At 71.5% G+C, this 16,985-nt stretch carries 13 protein-coding genes; 2 read left to right on the top strand and 11 right to left on the bottom strand.

The features are described from left to right. From ACFC0D_RS35755 to ACFC0D_RS35705, 11 genes are all read right to left on the bottom strand, one after another. Positions 1–2,068 (bottom strand): MMPL family transporter (locus ACFC0D_RS35755; protein WP_376445478.1); only part of this gene is annotated, 2,068 nt, incomplete at its 3' end. Between the two features lie 280 nt (positions 2,069–2,348). Then, positions 2,349–2,837: a MarR family winged helix-turn-helix transcriptional regulator gene (locus ACFC0D_RS35750; RefSeq protein WP_376445476.1), complete on the bottom strand. Its 489-nt coding sequence runs from the start codon at positions 2,835–2,837 to the stop codon at positions 2,349–2,351. Between the two features lie 213 nt (positions 2,838–3,050). Continuing rightward, positions 3,051–3,629 carry a fasciclin domain-containing protein gene (locus ACFC0D_RS35745; RefSeq protein ID WP_376445473.1) on the bottom strand — a complete coding sequence of 193 codons (579 nt, stop codon included), beginning with the start codon at positions 3,627–3,629 and terminating at the stop codon, positions 3,051–3,053. Between the two features lie 254 nt (positions 3,630–3,883). Next, positions 3,884–4,129, bottom strand: coding sequence for a Trm112 family protein (locus tag ACFC0D_RS35740; RefSeq protein WP_376445470.1), 246 nt, complete (start codon positions 4,127–4,129; stop codon positions 3,884–3,886). Then, entirely contained in the window at positions 4,126–5,031 is a 906-nt protein-coding gene (locus tag ACFC0D_RS35735; RefSeq protein ID WP_376445468.1) for a DMT family transporter, read from the bottom strand. Before ACFC0D_RS35735 ends, ACFC0D_RS35740 begins: the two co-directional genes overlap by 4 nt. Before the next feature lie 3 nt (positions 5,032–5,034). Then, positions 5,035–5,829 carry a class I SAM-dependent methyltransferase gene (locus ACFC0D_RS35730; protein WP_376445466.1) on the bottom strand — a complete coding sequence of 265 codons (795 nt, stop codon included), beginning with the start codon at positions 5,827–5,829 and terminating at the stop codon, positions 5,035–5,037. Next, positions 5,826–7,439 carry a condensation protein gene (locus tag ACFC0D_RS35725; RefSeq protein WP_376445464.1) on the bottom strand — a complete coding sequence of 538 codons (1,614 nt, stop codon included), beginning with the start codon at positions 7,437–7,439 and terminating at the stop codon, positions 5,826–5,828. The genes ACFC0D_RS35730 and ACFC0D_RS35725 overlap by 4 nt, the downstream gene beginning before the upstream one ends. Then, positions 7,436–11,722, bottom strand: coding sequence for an alpha-(1->3)-arabinofuranosyltransferase (locus ACFC0D_RS35720; RefSeq protein WP_376445462.1), 4,287 nt, complete (start codon positions 11,720–11,722; stop codon positions 7,436–7,438). Before ACFC0D_RS35720 ends, ACFC0D_RS35725 begins: the two co-directional genes overlap by 4 nt. 22 nt (positions 11,723–11,744) lie before the next feature. Beyond that, positions 11,745–12,422 (bottom strand): class I SAM-dependent methyltransferase, encoded by a 678-nt coding sequence (locus tag ACFC0D_RS35715; RefSeq protein WP_376445481.1) that lies wholly within the window; start codon positions 12,420–12,422, stop codon positions 11,745–11,747. Between the two features lie 64 nt (positions 12,423–12,486). Next, on the bottom strand, positions 12,487–13,713 hold the full coding sequence (locus ACFC0D_RS35710) for a glycosyltransferase family 4 protein (protein WP_376445459.1): 1,227 nt from the start codon (positions 13,711–13,713) through the stop codon (positions 12,487–12,489). 348 nt (positions 13,714–14,061) lie between these two features. Continuing rightward, positions 14,062–15,018, bottom strand: a complete 957-nt coding sequence (locus ACFC0D_RS35705) for a DUF3068 domain-containing protein (protein ID WP_376445456.1) — start codon at positions 15,016–15,018, stop codon at positions 14,062–14,064. A gap of 241 nt (positions 15,019–15,259) precedes the next feature. Between ACFC0D_RS35705 and ACFC0D_RS35700 the strand changes: the two genes are divergently transcribed. Beyond that, on the top strand, positions 15,260–15,442 hold the full coding sequence (locus tag ACFC0D_RS35700) for a hypothetical protein (protein ID WP_376445454.1): 183 nt from the start codon (positions 15,260–15,262) through the stop codon (positions 15,440–15,442). 87 nt (positions 15,443–15,529) lie between these two features. After that, entirely contained in the window at positions 15,530–16,717 is a 1,188-nt protein-coding gene (locus tag ACFC0D_RS35695; protein WP_376445451.1) for a PucR family transcriptional regulator, read from the top strand. The last annotated feature ends 268 nt before the right edge of the window (positions 16,718–16,985 follow it).

Here is a 16,985-nt window from a genome sequence, read left to right as displayed (position 1 = left end):
GGCGGTGCCGGAGCGAGCCCGGCCACCAGACCGCGGGACCGATGTCCCGGACGAGGGCCGGAACCAGGAGCGACCGGACCACCAGCGTGTCGAGCAGGACGCCGAAGGCGACGATGAAGGCGATCTGGACCAGGAAGGCCAGCGGGATGACCCCCAACGCGGCGAAGGTGGCGGCGAGGACGACACCGGCCGAGGTGATGACTCCTCCCGTGGCGACCAGCCCTCGGCGCACGCCCTCGCGCGTGCCGTGCAGCACCGTCTCCTCACGCACCCGCGACATGAGGAAGATGTTGTAGTCGACGCCGAGGGCGACCAGGAAGACGAATCCGTACAGAGGTACCGCGGAGTCGGTTCCGGTGAATCCGAAGACGTGCTCGAAGACAACGGCGGCGACGCCCAGCGTGGCCAGGAAGTTGAGCCCGACCGTCGCCACGAGCAGCACGGGCAGCAGCAGGGAACGCAACAGACCGACGAGGATCACCAGGATGATCCCCAGCACGACGGGGACGATGAGCTTCCTGTCCCGTTCGGCGGTGACCTGGGTGTCGTACCGCTGGGCGGTGTAGCCGCCGACGAGCGCGTCCGCGCCCGGTACGGCGTGGAGGGTGGTACGCAGGCGGGCGACGGTGTCCTTGGCGGCGTCGGAGTCCGCGGCATCCGCGAGGGTGACGTCGATCCGTACGCGCCCGTCCGCGACGAGCGGCTGCGCGGTACCCGGTGCGGCGAAAGGAACCGCGGAGTCGACTCCGTCGACACCCTCGGCGGCGGTGCGCACCTTCTCGGCGGCACCGGCGCCCGCGATGACGACGGCGGGGTTGCCCGCACCGGCGGGGAAGTGTTCGCTCAGACGCACCTGAGCGGCGACGGAGGGCGCGTCCTTGACGAAGATCTCGTCGAGCGGCACTCCCTTGGAATCGAGCGTGAAGGAGAAGGCGGCGCAGGCGAGCAGGGCGGCGAGCGAGCCGGCCCAGACCTTGCGCGGTGCGCGGTCGACGAGCGCCGCGACCTTGCGCCACACGGGGTGTGCGTCGTCACCGGTGCTCGCCTTGGGGCGGGCCGGCCAGTACGCGGCCCGGCCGAGGAGGACCAGGACGGCGGGCAGGAATGTCACGGCGCTGAGCACGGCGCAGGCGATGCCGATGGCGCCGACGGGGCCGAGGGCCCGGTTGTTGGTGAGATCGCTGAAGAGGAGGGCGAGCAGGCCGAGCGCGACGGTCGCGGCGCTGGCCACGATCGGTCCGAAGGACTGCTTGAGGGCGGCACGCATGGCCGCCACGGAGTCGCCGTCCCGCGAGCCGAGCTCCTCCCGGTAGCGGGCGGCGAGCAGCAGGGCGTAGTCCGTGGCGGCGCCGATGACGAGGATGGAGAGGATGCCCTGCACCTGCCCGTCGACCCGCACGATGTCGTGATCGGCCAGGACGTACACGACGGCGCAGGCCAGACCGAGGGCGAACACCGCCCCAAGGATGATCATCAGCGGGAGCAGGACGCTCCGGTACACCAGGAGCAGGATGACCAGGACGGTCACGAGGGCGACGACGAGGAGCAGACCGTCGATGCCGGCGAACGCGTCACCCAAGTCCGCCTGCGTGACGGCGGGACCGCCCAGCCACACCTCGGTCCCCGGCACGACGGAGACCGCGGCGTCGACCTCCTCCAGCGTCACGGGCAGCTCGTCGCCGAGGTCCGTGCGGAGCTGAACGATTCCTCGCAGCGCCTCGCCGTCTTCGGAGCGGAAGGCCGGGGAAGGCGTGCCAACCACGCCTGCGGTGCCCTTCAGGGAGGACAGGGCCCGGGTGGCGGCCGCCTGTGCCGACGGATCGATCCGATCTCCGCCCTCGGCGGTCCAGAGAATCAGGACCGGAAGGGTCTTCTCCTGGCGGAACGCCTCCTGAACCCGGAGGACCTGTGTCGACTCCGCGCTGCGGGGCAGGAAGGCGGCCTGGTCGTTGGTCGCGACCTCGCCGAGCTTGCCGGCGTAGGGGCCGAGGCCGCCCCCGATGGCGAGCCAGACGACCAGCACGAGCAGCGGCAGCAGTCTGCTCGCCCACCGCAGGGGTGTGGACATGAACACTCCAATGTCTCTCAACAGTCAACAATCTCAATGATCAAGATAGATTGAAGCATGGACCATCTCGGGCACCGACAGTCAGGGCATCCGGGGCTCCCGCGCCCCACACCGATCAGCGGCCAACACCCCGCCTTCCGCGCACCGGTACGACACGGATGCAGCCATCAAGAAGCGAGCGTCGCCCATCGCTGGGGCGGTCGGGCGCGTTGGTGGTACTTCGTCGACCCGAACGTGCCCCTGGAGGAGATGCCGGCCGGGCGAACCGCACACGGCTGCGTCAGCGGCGGGGAACGCGCAACTCGCCGAGCTCCTCGTTCAGCGCGTCCAGATATCTCAGAACGACCGCGAGTTCGTCCGCTGTGAAATGGCCGCGAGCACGATCCGCCGCCTGCGCGAGCGGCATGAAGTAGGCCCGCGCGACTGCTCGGGCTCCCGGGACGTAGTGGATGCGTACCACTCGCCGGTCGTCGTCGGCCCTGCTGCGCCGGATGTGGCCGGCCTTCTCCAGACGGTCGAGGCAGGCGGTCACCGCGCCGGATGTCAGGCCGAGATGCTCCCGCAACAGCCCCGGGGTGGCCGTATCGGGGTTGTCGAGCACGAACGAGAGCGCATGGACGTCGGTGGGGTGCAGGCTCTCGGTCGAAGCGAAGCCATGGACCAGGCGGTTCATCTCACCGATGGTCCGCCGCAGAGCGACCCCGAACTTCTGCAGATCGGCCCTGCTCCCGGTATCCGTCTCGATCGTCTCCGCATGCCCGTCATCCACACGGCCAGCCTATGCGGACGTCGGAAGGAACACGGAATCAGCCGCCCTCCGGTCGGCGTCCCCGCACCTGGGCACCCCTGGTGGACCCGCCCGTTCACGCATGCGGCATCGGCCCGATCAGCGACGGGCATCACGCGCTGCTCGACGCCCTGCGGTCCGACGTCCGCGTGCCCGGCGCCCGGTCGAAGCCGGACCCCGGGCCTGCCACCTTCCTCACTGGGGCATGAGCACGGTGTCGATGGTGTGCACGGTCGCGTTGGAGGTGCGCACATCGCCGCAGACGATGGAGGCGGTGTCGTTCACCTTGTACGCCTCTCCTGACCCGTCAGTGGTCAGCGTGCCGCCCTGCAGGGTCTTGAACGATCCGTCGGCGAGGTCCGCCTTCTCCACCGGCTCGTCGACCACGTGATAGGTGAGGATCTTGGTGAGCGTGGCCTTGTCGGCGAGGACCTTGTCCAGGTCCGCCTTCGGAATCTTGGCGAAGGCGTCGTTCGTCGGCGCGAACACCGTGATGTCCTCCGCATTGTTCAGGGTGTCGACCAGGCCGGCCTTCTCGACGGCGGCGGCCAGGGTCGACAGAGCGGGGTTGTTCGACGCGGCGGTCGCCACCGGGTCGTCGGCCATGCCGTCGACCGAGCCCTCCCCCTCCTTCGGCACCGAGGCGCAGCCCGGGCCGAACGGAGCGTTGCCGACGTCGGCCGACGCCTGCGGGACAAAGACTCCGAACGAGACCGCGAGAGCCACGGCGGACAGCGCGGCCGAAGCGCGGCGTCGGGTGAACGTGGTGTTCATGACGTGCTCCTCCCACCGGCCGCCGCCCAGGGGGGCCGCGGCCGTGGATCGGTTGTCCTCTCACGCCCCTATTTCGGTACCGAGCGGCCTTCCGGATGGGGTGGGCAGCACATTTCTCGACGCCTGCCGACACGCCCCGACGTCAGAGACGGCGCATTCGGAGCGCGTCCGCTCACCGAGGGGTCGGCCCAGGAAGCTCAGCGGGTCGTCCTTGTTCGTGTCCGTCAATCTCCGTAACGACAACCCGACCGCGCTCAAGCTCTGTCCCGGCCAACGGAGTCGGATGGTCCGGCGGACACGTCGTGCTTGTTCTCGACCGCGGGTTCCTCCTCGACGGCGGGCACGCCGGAAGAGGGAAGCAGTTGCGGAACGCCGTCGACGATCGGATAGCGGCGGCGCAGGCGCGGGTTGTAGAGGGCGCCCCCGGTCTCGTCGAGGATCAGCGGGCCCTTGTCGAGCGGGCAGGCGAGGATCTTCAGCAGCGGGTTGTCAGGGTTCATGACCGGGCTCCTTCGGAAGTGGGGGTGTCCGCGTCGTGTCGCGGCAGGGTGAGCAGGACCGTCAGTGCGAGCGCGGTGCCGCCGAGACGCAGTAACAGCCGCAACAGGTCGTCGGGCAGCGGTTCGTCGAACGCGATCGTGCCGCTCACGATCGTGAACACACAGGTCACCGTCGTGCACACCGGGACGATCAGTGACGCCCGGCAGCGCTGCAGCGCGGTCTGCGACAGCACCAGTCCGCCGACCCCTGTCAGCAGGAGGAGGTACGGGTAGGGGGAGGCGAACAGGACGGGCACGGAGCCCAGGAGGTCCGAGGTGTCCAGATGCCCGGAGACGCCCTTGATGGCCAGCGAGCTGACGCCGTAGATCAGACCGACCGCGACCGCATAGGCCACTCCGGTGGTCGGCTGCCGATGGCGCCGGCGGGCGCGCCGCTCCGCGGCCGTGTACAGCACCAGCCCGGCCGCGAGCGTCGGGACACACAGGGCCAGCAGGATGCCGGTGGGCGCGCTGCGGCTGATCTCCTCGCTGGTCCCGTACAGCGAGGCCACCACCATCACCAGCGCCAGACCGATGACGGCCACCGCACGCCGCTCACGGCCGGAGGGGCGCTCACCGAGCACCACCGACGAGAGCACCAGCAGGAGGACCAGGCCGGACAGGAACAAGCCCTGGGCGGCGGCGATCGGCAGTGTGCGGTAGACGGCCAGCTGCGCGGCGAACCCCAGGGCCAGCGCCATGGCCCCGCAGATCCACAAGGGCCTGCAGGCCAGCAGGATCAGGGCGCGGCCCGGCTGTGCGGCGCTCAGCCGCGGCATGCCGGCGAGCGCCCGCTTCTCCAGGACGAAGCCGGTGCTGTACAGGACGTTCGCCACCAGTGCGGCGATCACACCCCACACCACCGGCTACACCTTTCTCGCATGCACGAGGAGGATGGAGGCGAGGGACGGCAGCCCGCAGGCCAGACGGTCCAGCGGGCGGAGCGGCCGCGGCACTCCGTGGAACGGCGCACCGGCGACCGACACCACCTCGAACCCGGACGCCGTCACGAACTCGCGCAGCGCACGCGCCGTGTACAGCCTCAGATGGCCCACCACCTCCCTGCCCGGTCTGCCGTGGATACGGCGCAGACTCACCTCGGAGAACACCGGCTGGACTCCGGCGAGCAGCAGGGCGCGGTTGTACCAAGCGCCGAGGTTGGGCGTCGAGAGCATGAGATGCCCACCGGGCCGCAGCACCCTGTGCAGTTCGTCGAGTGCACTGTCGGGGTCGACGAGGTGCTCGACGACTTCGCTGAACAGCACGGCGTCGGCACTGCCGGAGGCGAACGGCAGACCACTGCCGGTGAGCTCGCCGCGGACCACCTGGCTCAGGCGCGTGGCCGCCCGGAGCAGCGCGTCCTGCGACCAGTCGATCCCCACGACGCGGTGCCCGTCCAGGACGTGGGCCGCGGTCGCGCCGGCCGAGCCGTCCCCGCAGCCCACGTCGAGCACGGTCGCGGCCGGGCGGCCGGGCCCCACGGGGCCGAGCGCATCGGCCAGCATCCGGGCCTGACGCAGTGTCCGGGCTTCCCCGGAGGCGACGGGAACGGCGGGGTTCTCGTAGAAGTCCCGCAGCCCGGGGACCGGTCGGCCCGGCGAAGTCACCGCCGCCTCGGGCGACTTCCCGGTTGCTGCGGAGCCCCTGGTGGAGAGGGTCATGACGGCCTCTTCCAGCTGTCGTGGGTGGAGCGGGCTCCACCTGGTGTCGAGTCGGGATGCGTTGTGTCGCGGCGGTACGGCCCGCCCGGGCTCCGGGTGTGATCCCGGGCCGCGGAGGCGTGGGTGTCCGCGGCGGTGGCGGCCGCCTCCCGGATGCGGGCTCCCGGCCCCGCACCCGGAGCGTTTTCCCCGGCCGGGGTGAGAGACGTCGCCGACAGCGACTCCTCGAACAAGCCCACCAGATCCGCACCGGCCGCGTCACCGAGCAGCGCCCGTGACCAGCGCAGCGTCACATGCAGTCGCCCGCCGGTGGAAGCCGCCGCCACGCTCAGCCCGCGCGGCATACGCGCCGGTGCGGAGAACCACACGGCTGTCGCCCGGCCGGCGTCGCCGAAGTCCAGCTCGTACGGCACGCGTCCGATGTTGGTGACCAGCGCCGTCGAGGTCCAGGACGCCGCCGCCCGCCGTGCGCCACGGGTGAGCACGCCCCGGATGCCGACCGGTAGCAGCGGTGCGGTCAGCAGACTCGCCCCGGCACCCAGAGGGGCGCCATGGGCCGACTTCAGCGCGCGGGTACGCCGAGCCGTGGTGCGCAGCAACCGTGTCACGGCTGCCGGGTCCGGCCGTTCACCGAGCAGCAGGTCGGTGTCGCGCGGGTCCTCGGAGGTCATGGCCACCTCGACAAGGCGGGTTCCGTTGCCCATCGGCATCTCCGTGCCGCGCGGCCGGTCGTCCACGGGCATCGTGATCCTCACCGGACCGGCCGGCCTGCCCTGCGAGGCGTTCCAGCGGCCCACCATCAGCGCTGCGGCGACCAGCAGTTGGTCGTTGACGGTCCAGGGCTCGAGGCCCCCGTTCCGCGCCGCACGCCGTGGAACGGGCAGGTCCGCCTGCAGCATGCCGTTGCCCACGGCGCGGGCACGTACCGGCCGGGGGCGGGAGTCCGGAGCGACGCGTACGGGACGCGCACGTAGGGCGTGGCCGGTGCCGTCGGTCCCGCTCGGAGCCGGACCCGAGCGCCCCGGCCGGACCCGCCCGGTGACCGGGAGGCCGGCCACACCGCCGTACTGTTCGGCGGTCGTGGCGAGCACCCGCAGCCCCGACCCCGCGTCGAGGGCCGTGTGATGCATCGTCAGCAGCAGCACGGTCCCGGTCCCGGAAGCCACACCCGCCGCCGACGGCTCGGGGGCGGCCGTTCGCCCGGTCACCTCGACGACTTCCAGGCGCATCGGCGGCGACAGGGTGAGCGGCGGGCATTCGCTCAGGGCGCGGGCCCGGGCCCTGGCCAACGCGTCGGGGCCCCGTCCCACGAGGCTCACCGGGTCGATGTCCGGTTGATCGGTCAGCTCCCACGCGAAGGACCGGCGGTGCCGACGGCCGGGCACTTCCCGCATCAGCGCCCTGGGGTGCGCCAGCAGCGCCCTCCGGAAGGCGGCCCGCAGCCGTGCCTCGTCCAGCCGTCCGGGCAGATGAACCTCGATGTGTACGCTCTCCGGTTCGTCGTCACTGAGGCAGTGCCGCGACACCTCGTCGACGGTCGGAAAGGGAATCCGGACCGTACCGGGAGGGGGCACGGTTCCCCTCCCGGCGGCGGTCCACGGCGCGATCACGAGGGGCCACCGCCTTCGGGCCGCCAGAGGGGCGGCTCGGGCCGGTGCCCGTCACCGGTGCTTCGCGGCCTGGCCGTGACGACCGGTCCGGCTTGCGGCGTGTCGGCATCGTCGTGGTCCTCATGTCCGTCGCCGTGCCCACGCCCGGCGGCCACGGACTCCGGCCTCACCGCCGTCACCAGGGCGGCTGCCAGGGCCACAAGCGCGAGCACCTGCGCGAGGCCGCTGAACGCGCCCTCCCCTGCGGCGACCGGCTCCCCGGCGCCCACGGCCGCGACGAGGCCCGCTCCGGCCATCGCCGCCGCCGCGGTCGGCACCAGAAGGGCCGGCCGGATCCGCGCCGCCACAGCGAGTACGGGCACGACCAGAGCCACCGGCCCCGCCGCGACCGCGACGACCGCGGTCAGCGCCAGTGTCCCGAGCAGCATCCCCGGGGCCGCTGGTTCGGGCAGCCTCTCGTCGGCTCCACCGGCGTGGCGCCGACGGCCCACGAAGGCCAGGGCGACGAGGGCGACGAGCGCGATCGCACCGCCGATCAGGGCTGTCCTGTACGGCCCGGAGGGCTCGAACTCCATGGTCACCGTGCCGGACGCCCCGGCCGGTATCACCCAGGCCTGCTGCCAGCCGTCGAGGCGCACCGGCTCCAGCTCCGTGCCGTCGAGCGTGGCCTTCCAGCCGTCGTTGGCGTTCTCGAAGGTCCGCAGGTACGCGGCCCCGCCGGAGCCGGCCGACACCGAGACGGTCCGGCTGTCGTCGGTCCACCTGGTGACGGTGGCCTCGCGACCCGCCGCTCCCGCCGTCTTCTGCGGGGTGCCCCGGGTCAGCGTGACGTCGGTGATCGCCAGCGGGCCCGCGTCACCCGCCTCCACCTCGTGGTCGCCGGACGGAAGTTCGAGGGTGCCGTCCTTCTCCTCCCCCGCGCAGAGGGCGACGGTGACGGGGCGCCGCTCGGTGAGGTCCCGGACGAGTCCGGAGGCCGTCGTCTTGTGCAGGACACCGCCCACAGCGAGGTCCGGGCCCTTGCCGCACGGCAGCGAGAAGCGCGCGGACGGCTTCGGCGGCGGCACCCGCAGATCGGCGAGTGCGGGAACATGCACCTCGCTCAGCCCGACCGGCAGCTGCAACTGCGCGTTCGCCACCGGATTGTGGACGGTGAGCGGGGCGACCCTGCTGATGGTGATGTCGAGCCGGTTCGTCTCGATCGCCGGGAATCGGGCCCGCCCGTTCTCGTCCACGTCGGCCACGGCGGCGCCGCCCGGGGAGCTGATCATCACCTGTTCGGGCCGGGTGGACACCCCGCCCGCCGACGCGAGGACGATCTCGTCGATCTTCGTCTTCTTGGGCCAGCTCAGGTGGACGACCGGCCGGTCGCCCGCTATCCAGGCGGTCGTCAGATCACCGTCGACCAGGTTGCGGGCGCTGAGTGACGAGCCGTTGCGGCTGGTGGAGTCCACGGAGGCCGTCAGCCGGTTCTTCGATCCGGGGGCCGAACGGTCCAGAAGCTCGTCCAACGGGCCGCCGGGCACCGCGACGGCTCGCGCCGACACCTTGTACTCGCCCGATTCCTGGGTGCTGAACCGCCGGTGCAGTCCCACCTCGGCCGATACGGGCGACAGACCGCCCGCGTCGGTGCCCCGGTGCAGGGAGTACACGGTCGTCTCCGCGTCGGTGCGCTCCGCGTCGGCAGGCAGCGCCAACATGCGCGTCACCTGCACGTCCGGGATCGACACCTCGGAGAAGCCGGCCCCGGACAGGCCCGGTCGTGCCTGTTGCGCGGCAACGACGGTGATCTTCATCCAGGACGCCTCGCCGGCCGGAGCCCTGACGGTCTGCGGCAGGCCGTTCGTCTGCAGCGGGCTTTCGGCCGAACCGCGGCCGGTCTCGATCCGCACCTGCGTGGGCGCCGCGCGCATGGCGTCGCCCGGCAGGGGCGTCAGCTGGACGGAGGCCGGGATGTCGGTCGGCCGGGAGAACTCGACCTTGAGCCACTGGCCGGCCGGCCTGCCCGGGCTGCCCTCGGCCCACGCGGTGTCCGGGTTGCCGTCGAAGGCGTTCACCGGGTCGTACTGCGGCTGGTGGAACAGCCAGTTGCCACTGCTGGAAGCCGTCACGGACTCGGCACCGCGCAGCACCGCCGTCGTCTGGTGGTCGGTGCCCTCCGACGGCAGGATCTGCTTGGGCTTCTCCCCCGGGTTCTGCAGGCTGCCGGAGTGATTGCGCTCGTCCGCCGTGTAGGTGTACGAGGTGTTGTTGTTGACCAGGCCGAACCGGGTGTCGGCTCGGCGCAGCCCGTCCGCGACCGCCTTCACCGGTGCGACCACGCCCTGGGGAAGCCCGTCCCCGGCCAGTACGGCCGGCCTCTCGGCCATCGAGGGATCGGCGGACAGCTGGAGCAACGACTCGGGTCCGCCACTGACCACGGCCGTGTCGGCCACGGCCGAGACACCGACCCTGCCGGGCCTCCCGTCGCGGTCCTGCGGCTCGTAGATCTCCACGGCCTGGAGCCGCGGGTAGAGCCCCTGCACCTGGAGCGGGGTGTCGGCGGCGATGCGTCCGCCGGTCACCAGCGGGCCGAACCCGGCGACCTTGCGGTAGCCGGACGACTCCAGGGTCCGCTTCACCGTCTGAGGCGGGACATAGCCGATCTGGTCGGGGTCGAGGTCGTTGCGGACGACCACCTCGTGCATACCGGCCCGCGCCAGGTACGCCCGAAGGCCCGGAACCTCGGTGCCGGACAGCAGCGCCTGCTCGACGGCGTCCGTCATGCGGCGTGCTCCGGGAGTGCCGAAGGGGACGAAGTCACGCTGTGCCCAGGGGGTCTCGGCCAGCACGTCGAACGGCTGGTCGATGGGGGAACCCCAGGTGTAGATGCCGTGCGCCGTCGCCGGGACGACCAGTGCGCGGCTGTCGGGGGCGTTGTCCTCGAGCCAGCCGGCGGCGCTCTCCCAGTGGGTGGGCAGCTTGGTGAACGCCCCGGGCTGCAGGATCGAGCCGTTGACGTACGGGAGCGCCAGGCCGGGCAGTACCAGCACCGCCGCGGCCGCAGGCACCCAGCGCCGACCGCGGAGTGCGTGGGAACCTCTGCTCTCGGACAGCACGGCCGTCAGATGGACCAGTCCGAGCGCGAGCGCGAGGGCCAGTCCCGGCTGGAACTTGTAGATGTTGCGGAACGGCTTCAACGGCCCGTTCAGCCAGTCCTGGACGACACCGTGGAACGGACCGCCGAAGGCTCCTCCGTACCCGGCGAGCGTGATCAGGACGACGGCCAGCACGGTCAACAGCAGCCAGCGGCGCTCCGGCAGGTCCCGACGGGCCAGGCCCGCGAGACCCAGCGCCGCGACGAACGCCGAACCGAGGATGGTGACGACGGAGGTCGCGACGGCCCAGCCGGCCGGCAGCCATGCCTCACCGAAGTTCAGATAGGCCACCCAGTTGCCGGCGCCGCGCAGCAGCTCGGTCGCGGACATGGTGGCGGTGGTGGTGTCGGCCTGCTCGACGTACGGCATGAAGTTCTCGCCGTGGATGCCGAGCAGGAGCAGCGGCACCACCCACCAGACGGTGGCCAGCGCAACTCCCGGTATCCACCAGCCCAGCAGCGCGCGGCGGCGCCGGCCGGGCGGGCGGCTGAGCAGGTACAGCCCCACGGGCAGCAGCGCGGCCAACGTGGAGGCGGCGTTCACGCCACCCATGAAGGGGATCAGCAGGGCCGAACGTGCGGCGGCCATCCGGTGGCTCAGCGTCGCGGAGGTCAGCGGCAGCAGCACCCAGGGCAGCAGGGCGCCGGGCAGCGCGGCGGCGGACGTCGATCCGATGACGATCGTGAAGGTGGGCCACAGCGCGTACGCCACCGCGCCCACGACCCGGGACGCGGGTGTCCCCACGCGCAGCCGCTCGGCGAGCCTGAGCGCGCCCCAGAAGGCGGCGGTCACGATGATCGACAGCCAGAGCCGTTCGGCCAGCCACACCGGAACCCGCAGCAGGTCCATGAACGCGTAGTAAGGGAGCGCGGGAAAGGCGTAGCCGACGTACTGGTTGGCTATGCCGCCGAGGCCCACGTTGCCGTTCCACAGCGAACCGAGGTCGCCGAGGAAGCGCCAGGGGTCGAGGGCGACGCCGAGCTTGGTCTCGAACGTCGTCTTCCCCGGTGACACCGCGAGGAACGACACCAGCACGACGGCCCAGAAGCCGAACAGCAGGCGTCGTCCGCGCGGCTCGCCGAGCGCCTCCGACGGCGTCGGGCCGGGCTGCGGCGCCCGGGTGGGCGCCTGGACCGTAGTGGTCATGACCGTTCCTCGCTTCGCAGACTCATGGGCTTCGCCTGAGAATCAGCAGCAGATTCCAGGTGGCGATCTCGCGGAGTCCCGGCACCCGGGTGATCGTGCTCGCGAGGAACGGCCAGTAACGGGAGCGCGCGGTGACGACCTGCACGTCGTCGCGGCCGCGGACGTGCCGCAGGGTGGGACCGATGTGGACGGGGAAGAGGTTCTCGCCGAGCGTGTGCTTGGCCTCGCGGCCGGTGCGCCGTGCGTAGCGTGCGCGGGCGCGGTCGGGCCCGAGGTAGTGCCACGGCGCGGTCTCGTGACCTCCCCAGGGGGAGAGCCAGTTGGTGAACGACAGGTAGATCAGTCCGCCGGGACGGGTGACCCGCGCCATCTCGCTGATGAACGTCTGCGGGTCCGACACGTGCTCCAGCACGTTGGACGAGAAACAGACGTCCGCCGCCCCGTCGGCGAGCGGCAGCAGATATCCGTCGGCGAGCACCGCGCCCTCGGTGACCGGGCCGCGGGCGCTCAGCTCCCGCAGGTCGGGCTCGAAGAGGTAGCTCTGCGCGCCACGGCGGCGGAACTCCTCGGTGAAGTGGCCGCTGCCACCGCCGATGTCCACGACGATCTTGCCGGGCAGGTCGATGTGCCGTGCCACTTGTGCGACCGAGTCGCGGGCCAGCAGGGTGTAACACCGTTCGGGATCGCTGGGTTCGCGCATGAACGCCCGGAAGAGGGCGGCCGATCTCTTCAGCGACGGATCCTTGAATTCGCGTTCGGTGATCTCAGCCACGGCCGCTCCTGCCGCGTCCCGGGGTGGCGGCGCGGGCCACGGCCTCGGCGGCGACCGCCTGGAACTGACGGACCGTCGCGCTCCAGCGGAAGCGCTTGGCGCGATGCACGGCGGCACGTCCGAGGGCCGCGCGCCGCTCGGTGCTGAGAGACAGGGCGCACCACGCAGCGGCGAACGAACTCTCCCCCCGGGCGAGCACCCCGGTCTCCCCGTCCTCGACGGAGTCGCACAGCCCGGGTATGTCGAATCCGATCGCTGGGGTGGCCCGGGCGGCCGCCTCGGTGACGACCAGCCCCCAGCCCTCGACGAGGGAGGGGTGCAGCAGCAGCCACGCCTCGCACATCAGCCGGTGCTTCTCGGCGTCCGACACCCGGCCTGTGAACGTCACACCGGGGCCGGCCATGGCTTCAAGGCGTGACCGTTCGGGGCCGTCGCCCACGATGACGAGTCGGCCACCGGTGACGGGGCGGACCCGCTCCCACAGTCTGAGGAGCAGGTCGATGCGCTTGTACTCCACCAGTCGGCCGACGGCCAGGAACAGCGGTTCCTTGGCCTCGGGCAGCAGCGGGCCGGGGTCTTCGACACCGTTGTTGACGATCCGGATGCGGTCCGCGGCCACGCCGATGTCGCGCAGCTCGGAGGCGGTCGACTCGGAGACGGCCACCATCAGGTTGTCGCGGTGGGTGCCGGCCAGTGCCCAGTGCTCCAGCCTGCGTCCCAGCCGTGCCGCCGGGCCCGGGTAACGCATCTGCCAAAGATCCGTGTGCACGTGGTTGACCAGGCACAACGTTGGTCCGCGGTGCCACAGCGGCGCCAGGTACGGCATGCCGTTGCACACTTCGACGAGCAGGTCGCAGTCGCCGACCTCGCGGGCGAAGGTCGACTTGGCGCGCAGGAAGTGACCGGCGTCACCTCCCGCTGAGACCACCCGGTAGTCGCGTTGGGCGGCCGGGCCGCCGCACACGAGCGTGACCTCATGGCCGCCGGAGGTCAGGCCGTCGGCTATCCGGTCGATGAGCAGTTCCGATCCGCCGGCGGCCTGGTTGGCCAGGTCACGGCGGGCGAGAAAGGTGATCCGACGCGGTGGGGATGTCCCAGGAGATCCGACGTGCGGGTCGGCGGCGAGCGAGTCGGCGACATGGCTGCCGGTGCGGACTTGAGTGGGGACGGAGAGGGAGTCCTTCTGGCCGAGGGCCAGAGCGGACGCGCGCTGGGGCATAGAGGTGCTCCAACTCGGCGGCTGCGAGAGGCAGGCGGGTGGGGGAAGAAGGCGGCTGCGGGAGGCAGGCGGGTGGGGGCAGGCGGGTGGGGGGACTGCCGGGCTTCCGGGGATGAAGCGCTGGGCTGGCTCTGTCTGCGGGTACTGCGTGTGCTGCGGGTACCGCGGCGCGGACGGTGGAGGTGCGGCCGTCTCAGCGCCTTGCCGATGGCGGACTCCTGAGGGTGGGAGCACGCTCACACCGGCAACCTTGCTCTTACTCGGGGGTAACGTCAGTCTTCGTTCGACAAGTCGTTCCGGCTACTCAGCCCGGTGACAAGTTCGGGACGCAGGTCCTGCGGCGCTTTATCACTCTTCTGAGTGTTCCGGCCGTCGACGGCCGCGTATCAGGAGCACGACGCCGACGGCGGCGAGCAGGCCGCCCAGGACCCCGCCCCCGAGGGGCGCGGTCTCGCCCAGCAGCTTCAGCCGGCTGCCGTCCTCGGAGGCCAGCTTCACCTGTTCGAGCCGGGTCGCGTCGGTGAACTCCAGCCGCTCGCTGGACAGCAGGGTGACCGCGTCCTTCTGCGAACCCGGGGCCCGCAGCGTCTTGGTCGGCGCGATCACCGCGTTCATGATCCGACCCGTTCGCCGGTCCACGGTCAGCTCGATCCTCGCGTTGGAATACCACTCCTCGGCCAGCACCTGGCCCGGCTTCGAACTGCCCACCAGCACGCCGGGCACCATGCGGGTGCCGGTCGCGGTGGCCTCGACAGTGCCGACGAAGCGGTAGCCCTCGTGCCCGTCGACCTTGGTGACCTCGTCGAACTCCAGCGGCACGGCGGCACCCAGGGTGCTGTCCCACCACGTGTAGGCGCGCTTCTCGACGTCGAACGGGAACTTCAGGTAGGCCTCGCCCTCGAACCCGGGCTTCTCCTCGCAGCAGTGCACCGGGAGGTTCGTCCGACGGTCGGTCACCCAGCGTTCGGTGCTCCATTGCAGGGACTTCCGCGGGTCGGCGAGCGGCAGCGTCTTCGGCGTATCGATCTGGGTCGACACGTCCCAGATCGCGTTTCCGCTGCGCTCGCTCTCGGCCACGTTCCCCAGCACCTTGCGGGTGATCGTGAGCGTCTGGTCGTCCACGGTGGCGACGGACCCGGTGTCGAAGTAGCTGCCCTGCCCACGGAAGACCGTCGTGGAGTTCACATCGGTCGGAGTGCGCTTGGCACGTGGCTCCACGTACCAGACGAGGAGCTGGGTGAGTACCAGCAGAAAGACTCCGGAACCCAGCAGAATCAGGGACAAAGGGGATATTGAACGACGCATACGAGTACTCCGATACGGGTGCGATATGCGAGGGGCTCATGGGCTGCGCGGGAAGGAACCACACGCACGGATTGCGGCCTGTCCGGGGGGACGAACGACTTACCCAGGAGTAACAGTGGCGGTGAACGGCGAAAGTAGGCGGCCCTTGACCTTCTGTCAACGCGCCTCGCATACTGACCGCGCCGGACCGGGCCGGCGCGCTGGGTGACAGACCTCATCGACTGAGAGGCCGATCATCCTCATGCCCAGACTGTTCGCCGCCTTCCTGACCTGCATCGCCGCCGCCGTTCTGGCCGCAGGCGCCGCCTTCGGAATCGTCGCCGCTCTCGACGCCACACCCGAGCAGCAGAATGTGCCGCTCGTCACGTTCCCCGAACCACCCGCCCCAGGGACGACCAGCACGCCGGGCTCCGGCGCGGGCTAGGTTGTGAAGAGGCGGGCCGGTGACCGAGCGCATGTGGACCGGACATCCAGGAGCGATGTTGTGGAAGCGTCGTCAGCGTGGCACGACGTGCCACAAGAACGGATTCAGCAGTTCGCCGACCGCGCCCTGGCGCAGGTCCCCGAGCTGGCACAGGACATCCTGGCCGAGATCCGACGGAACCATCCGGGTCTGGTGTTCATCGCCGACGAGTCCGGAGAGCCGAAGGCCCTGGTGGCCATCCGGCACGCCCTGGAGCTCTTCGTCGAGCAGATGACCACGGGGTCGGACCGGCCTCGCGCCCTCCCCGAGATGTTCCAGGACTTCGGGCGCAGCGAGGTCGCGCAGGGGCGCAGCCTGGACTCCTTGCAGGGGATCTACCGGCTGGGCGTGCGCCTTTCCTGGCGGCGCATGGCGGAGATCGGGCAGCAGGTCGACATCCCGTCCGCGGCCATGTACGAACTCGCCGAGTCCGCGTTCGAGTACCTCGACGTCATGGTGGCCCAGTCGGTACGCGGGTACGCCGAGGCCGTCGCCCGCCAGGCCGGAGAGCGGCTGCGCCGGCAACGACTTCTCGTCGATCTCCTGCTCGCCGAGCACCGCACGGACCCGTCCGCCCTCCTCGCCGACCGCGCGGCCGACGTGGGCTGGCAACTGCCCGAACGGGTGGCGGTCGCCGTGCTGCTTCGCCCCGCCCTGGAGGCTGTCGCCCCCGCCGTCGGCGACGGGGTGCTGCTCGACATGGAGGGCGAGCAGCCGCGCCTGGTCGTGCCGGACCCGGACGCCCCCGGTCGCGCGGAGTTGCTGCATCAGGCGGTGGCCGGCTGGTCCGGAGCGATCGGCCCGTCGGTTCCCCTGGCGGAGGCCGTGACGTCGCTGCGCTGGGCCGAGGCCGCGGTCGGGATGATCGAGGAGGATCTGCTGCCGCGAGGGCGGCTCCTGCACTGCGCCGAGCACGTCGAAGCCCTGGTGCTGCTGCCCGCAGGGGAGTTGATCGACGATCTTGCGCGGCGGCGGCTGGCGCAGCTGGACGAGTCGGGCGGCCCGGCCCACACCCACCGTCTCGCCGAGACCCTGCTGGCCTGGCTGGAGACACGGGGCGGTGCCCCGGAGGTGGCCTCCCGGCTCGGAGTCCACCCGCAGACCGTGCGCTACCGGCTGAGGCAGCTCCGTGAGCTGTGGGGCGAGGACCTGGACGACCCGGACCGCCGCTTCGAACTGGAGCTGGTCCTTCGTGCCCGGCGGCTGCGCGGCGATCTCGCCCCACCGCATGACTGACGCGGGGCAATGCCGCCGGCCGGCCCCTGGCCGATCCCGGTCGGCCCGGACGTTCGCCGCCCGGGGCACACCGACGCACCCTGTCGCCGCCCTGTGGCACCTGGCACGGGCGGCCGTAGCGAACCCGACCGTCGGACCGCGGCGTGGAGCGCCGCGCCGGGTGTCGCAGGCGTGTGGTGCGGGGGCCCGGGGGCGCCCCGGCGGGGCGCCCCGGGGGGGGGCGGGGTGGGATTAAAAAAAAACCGCCCCCCCCACCCCCCGATGTGGG

It is taken from the genome of Streptomyces sp. NPDC056222 (assembly GCF_042264065.1).
GTDB lineage: Bacteria > Actinomycetota > Actinomycetes > Streptomycetales > Streptomycetaceae > Streptomyces.
Note: the sequence above shows the minus strand (reverse complement) of the source record. Positions and strands in the feature narration are given on the sequence as shown.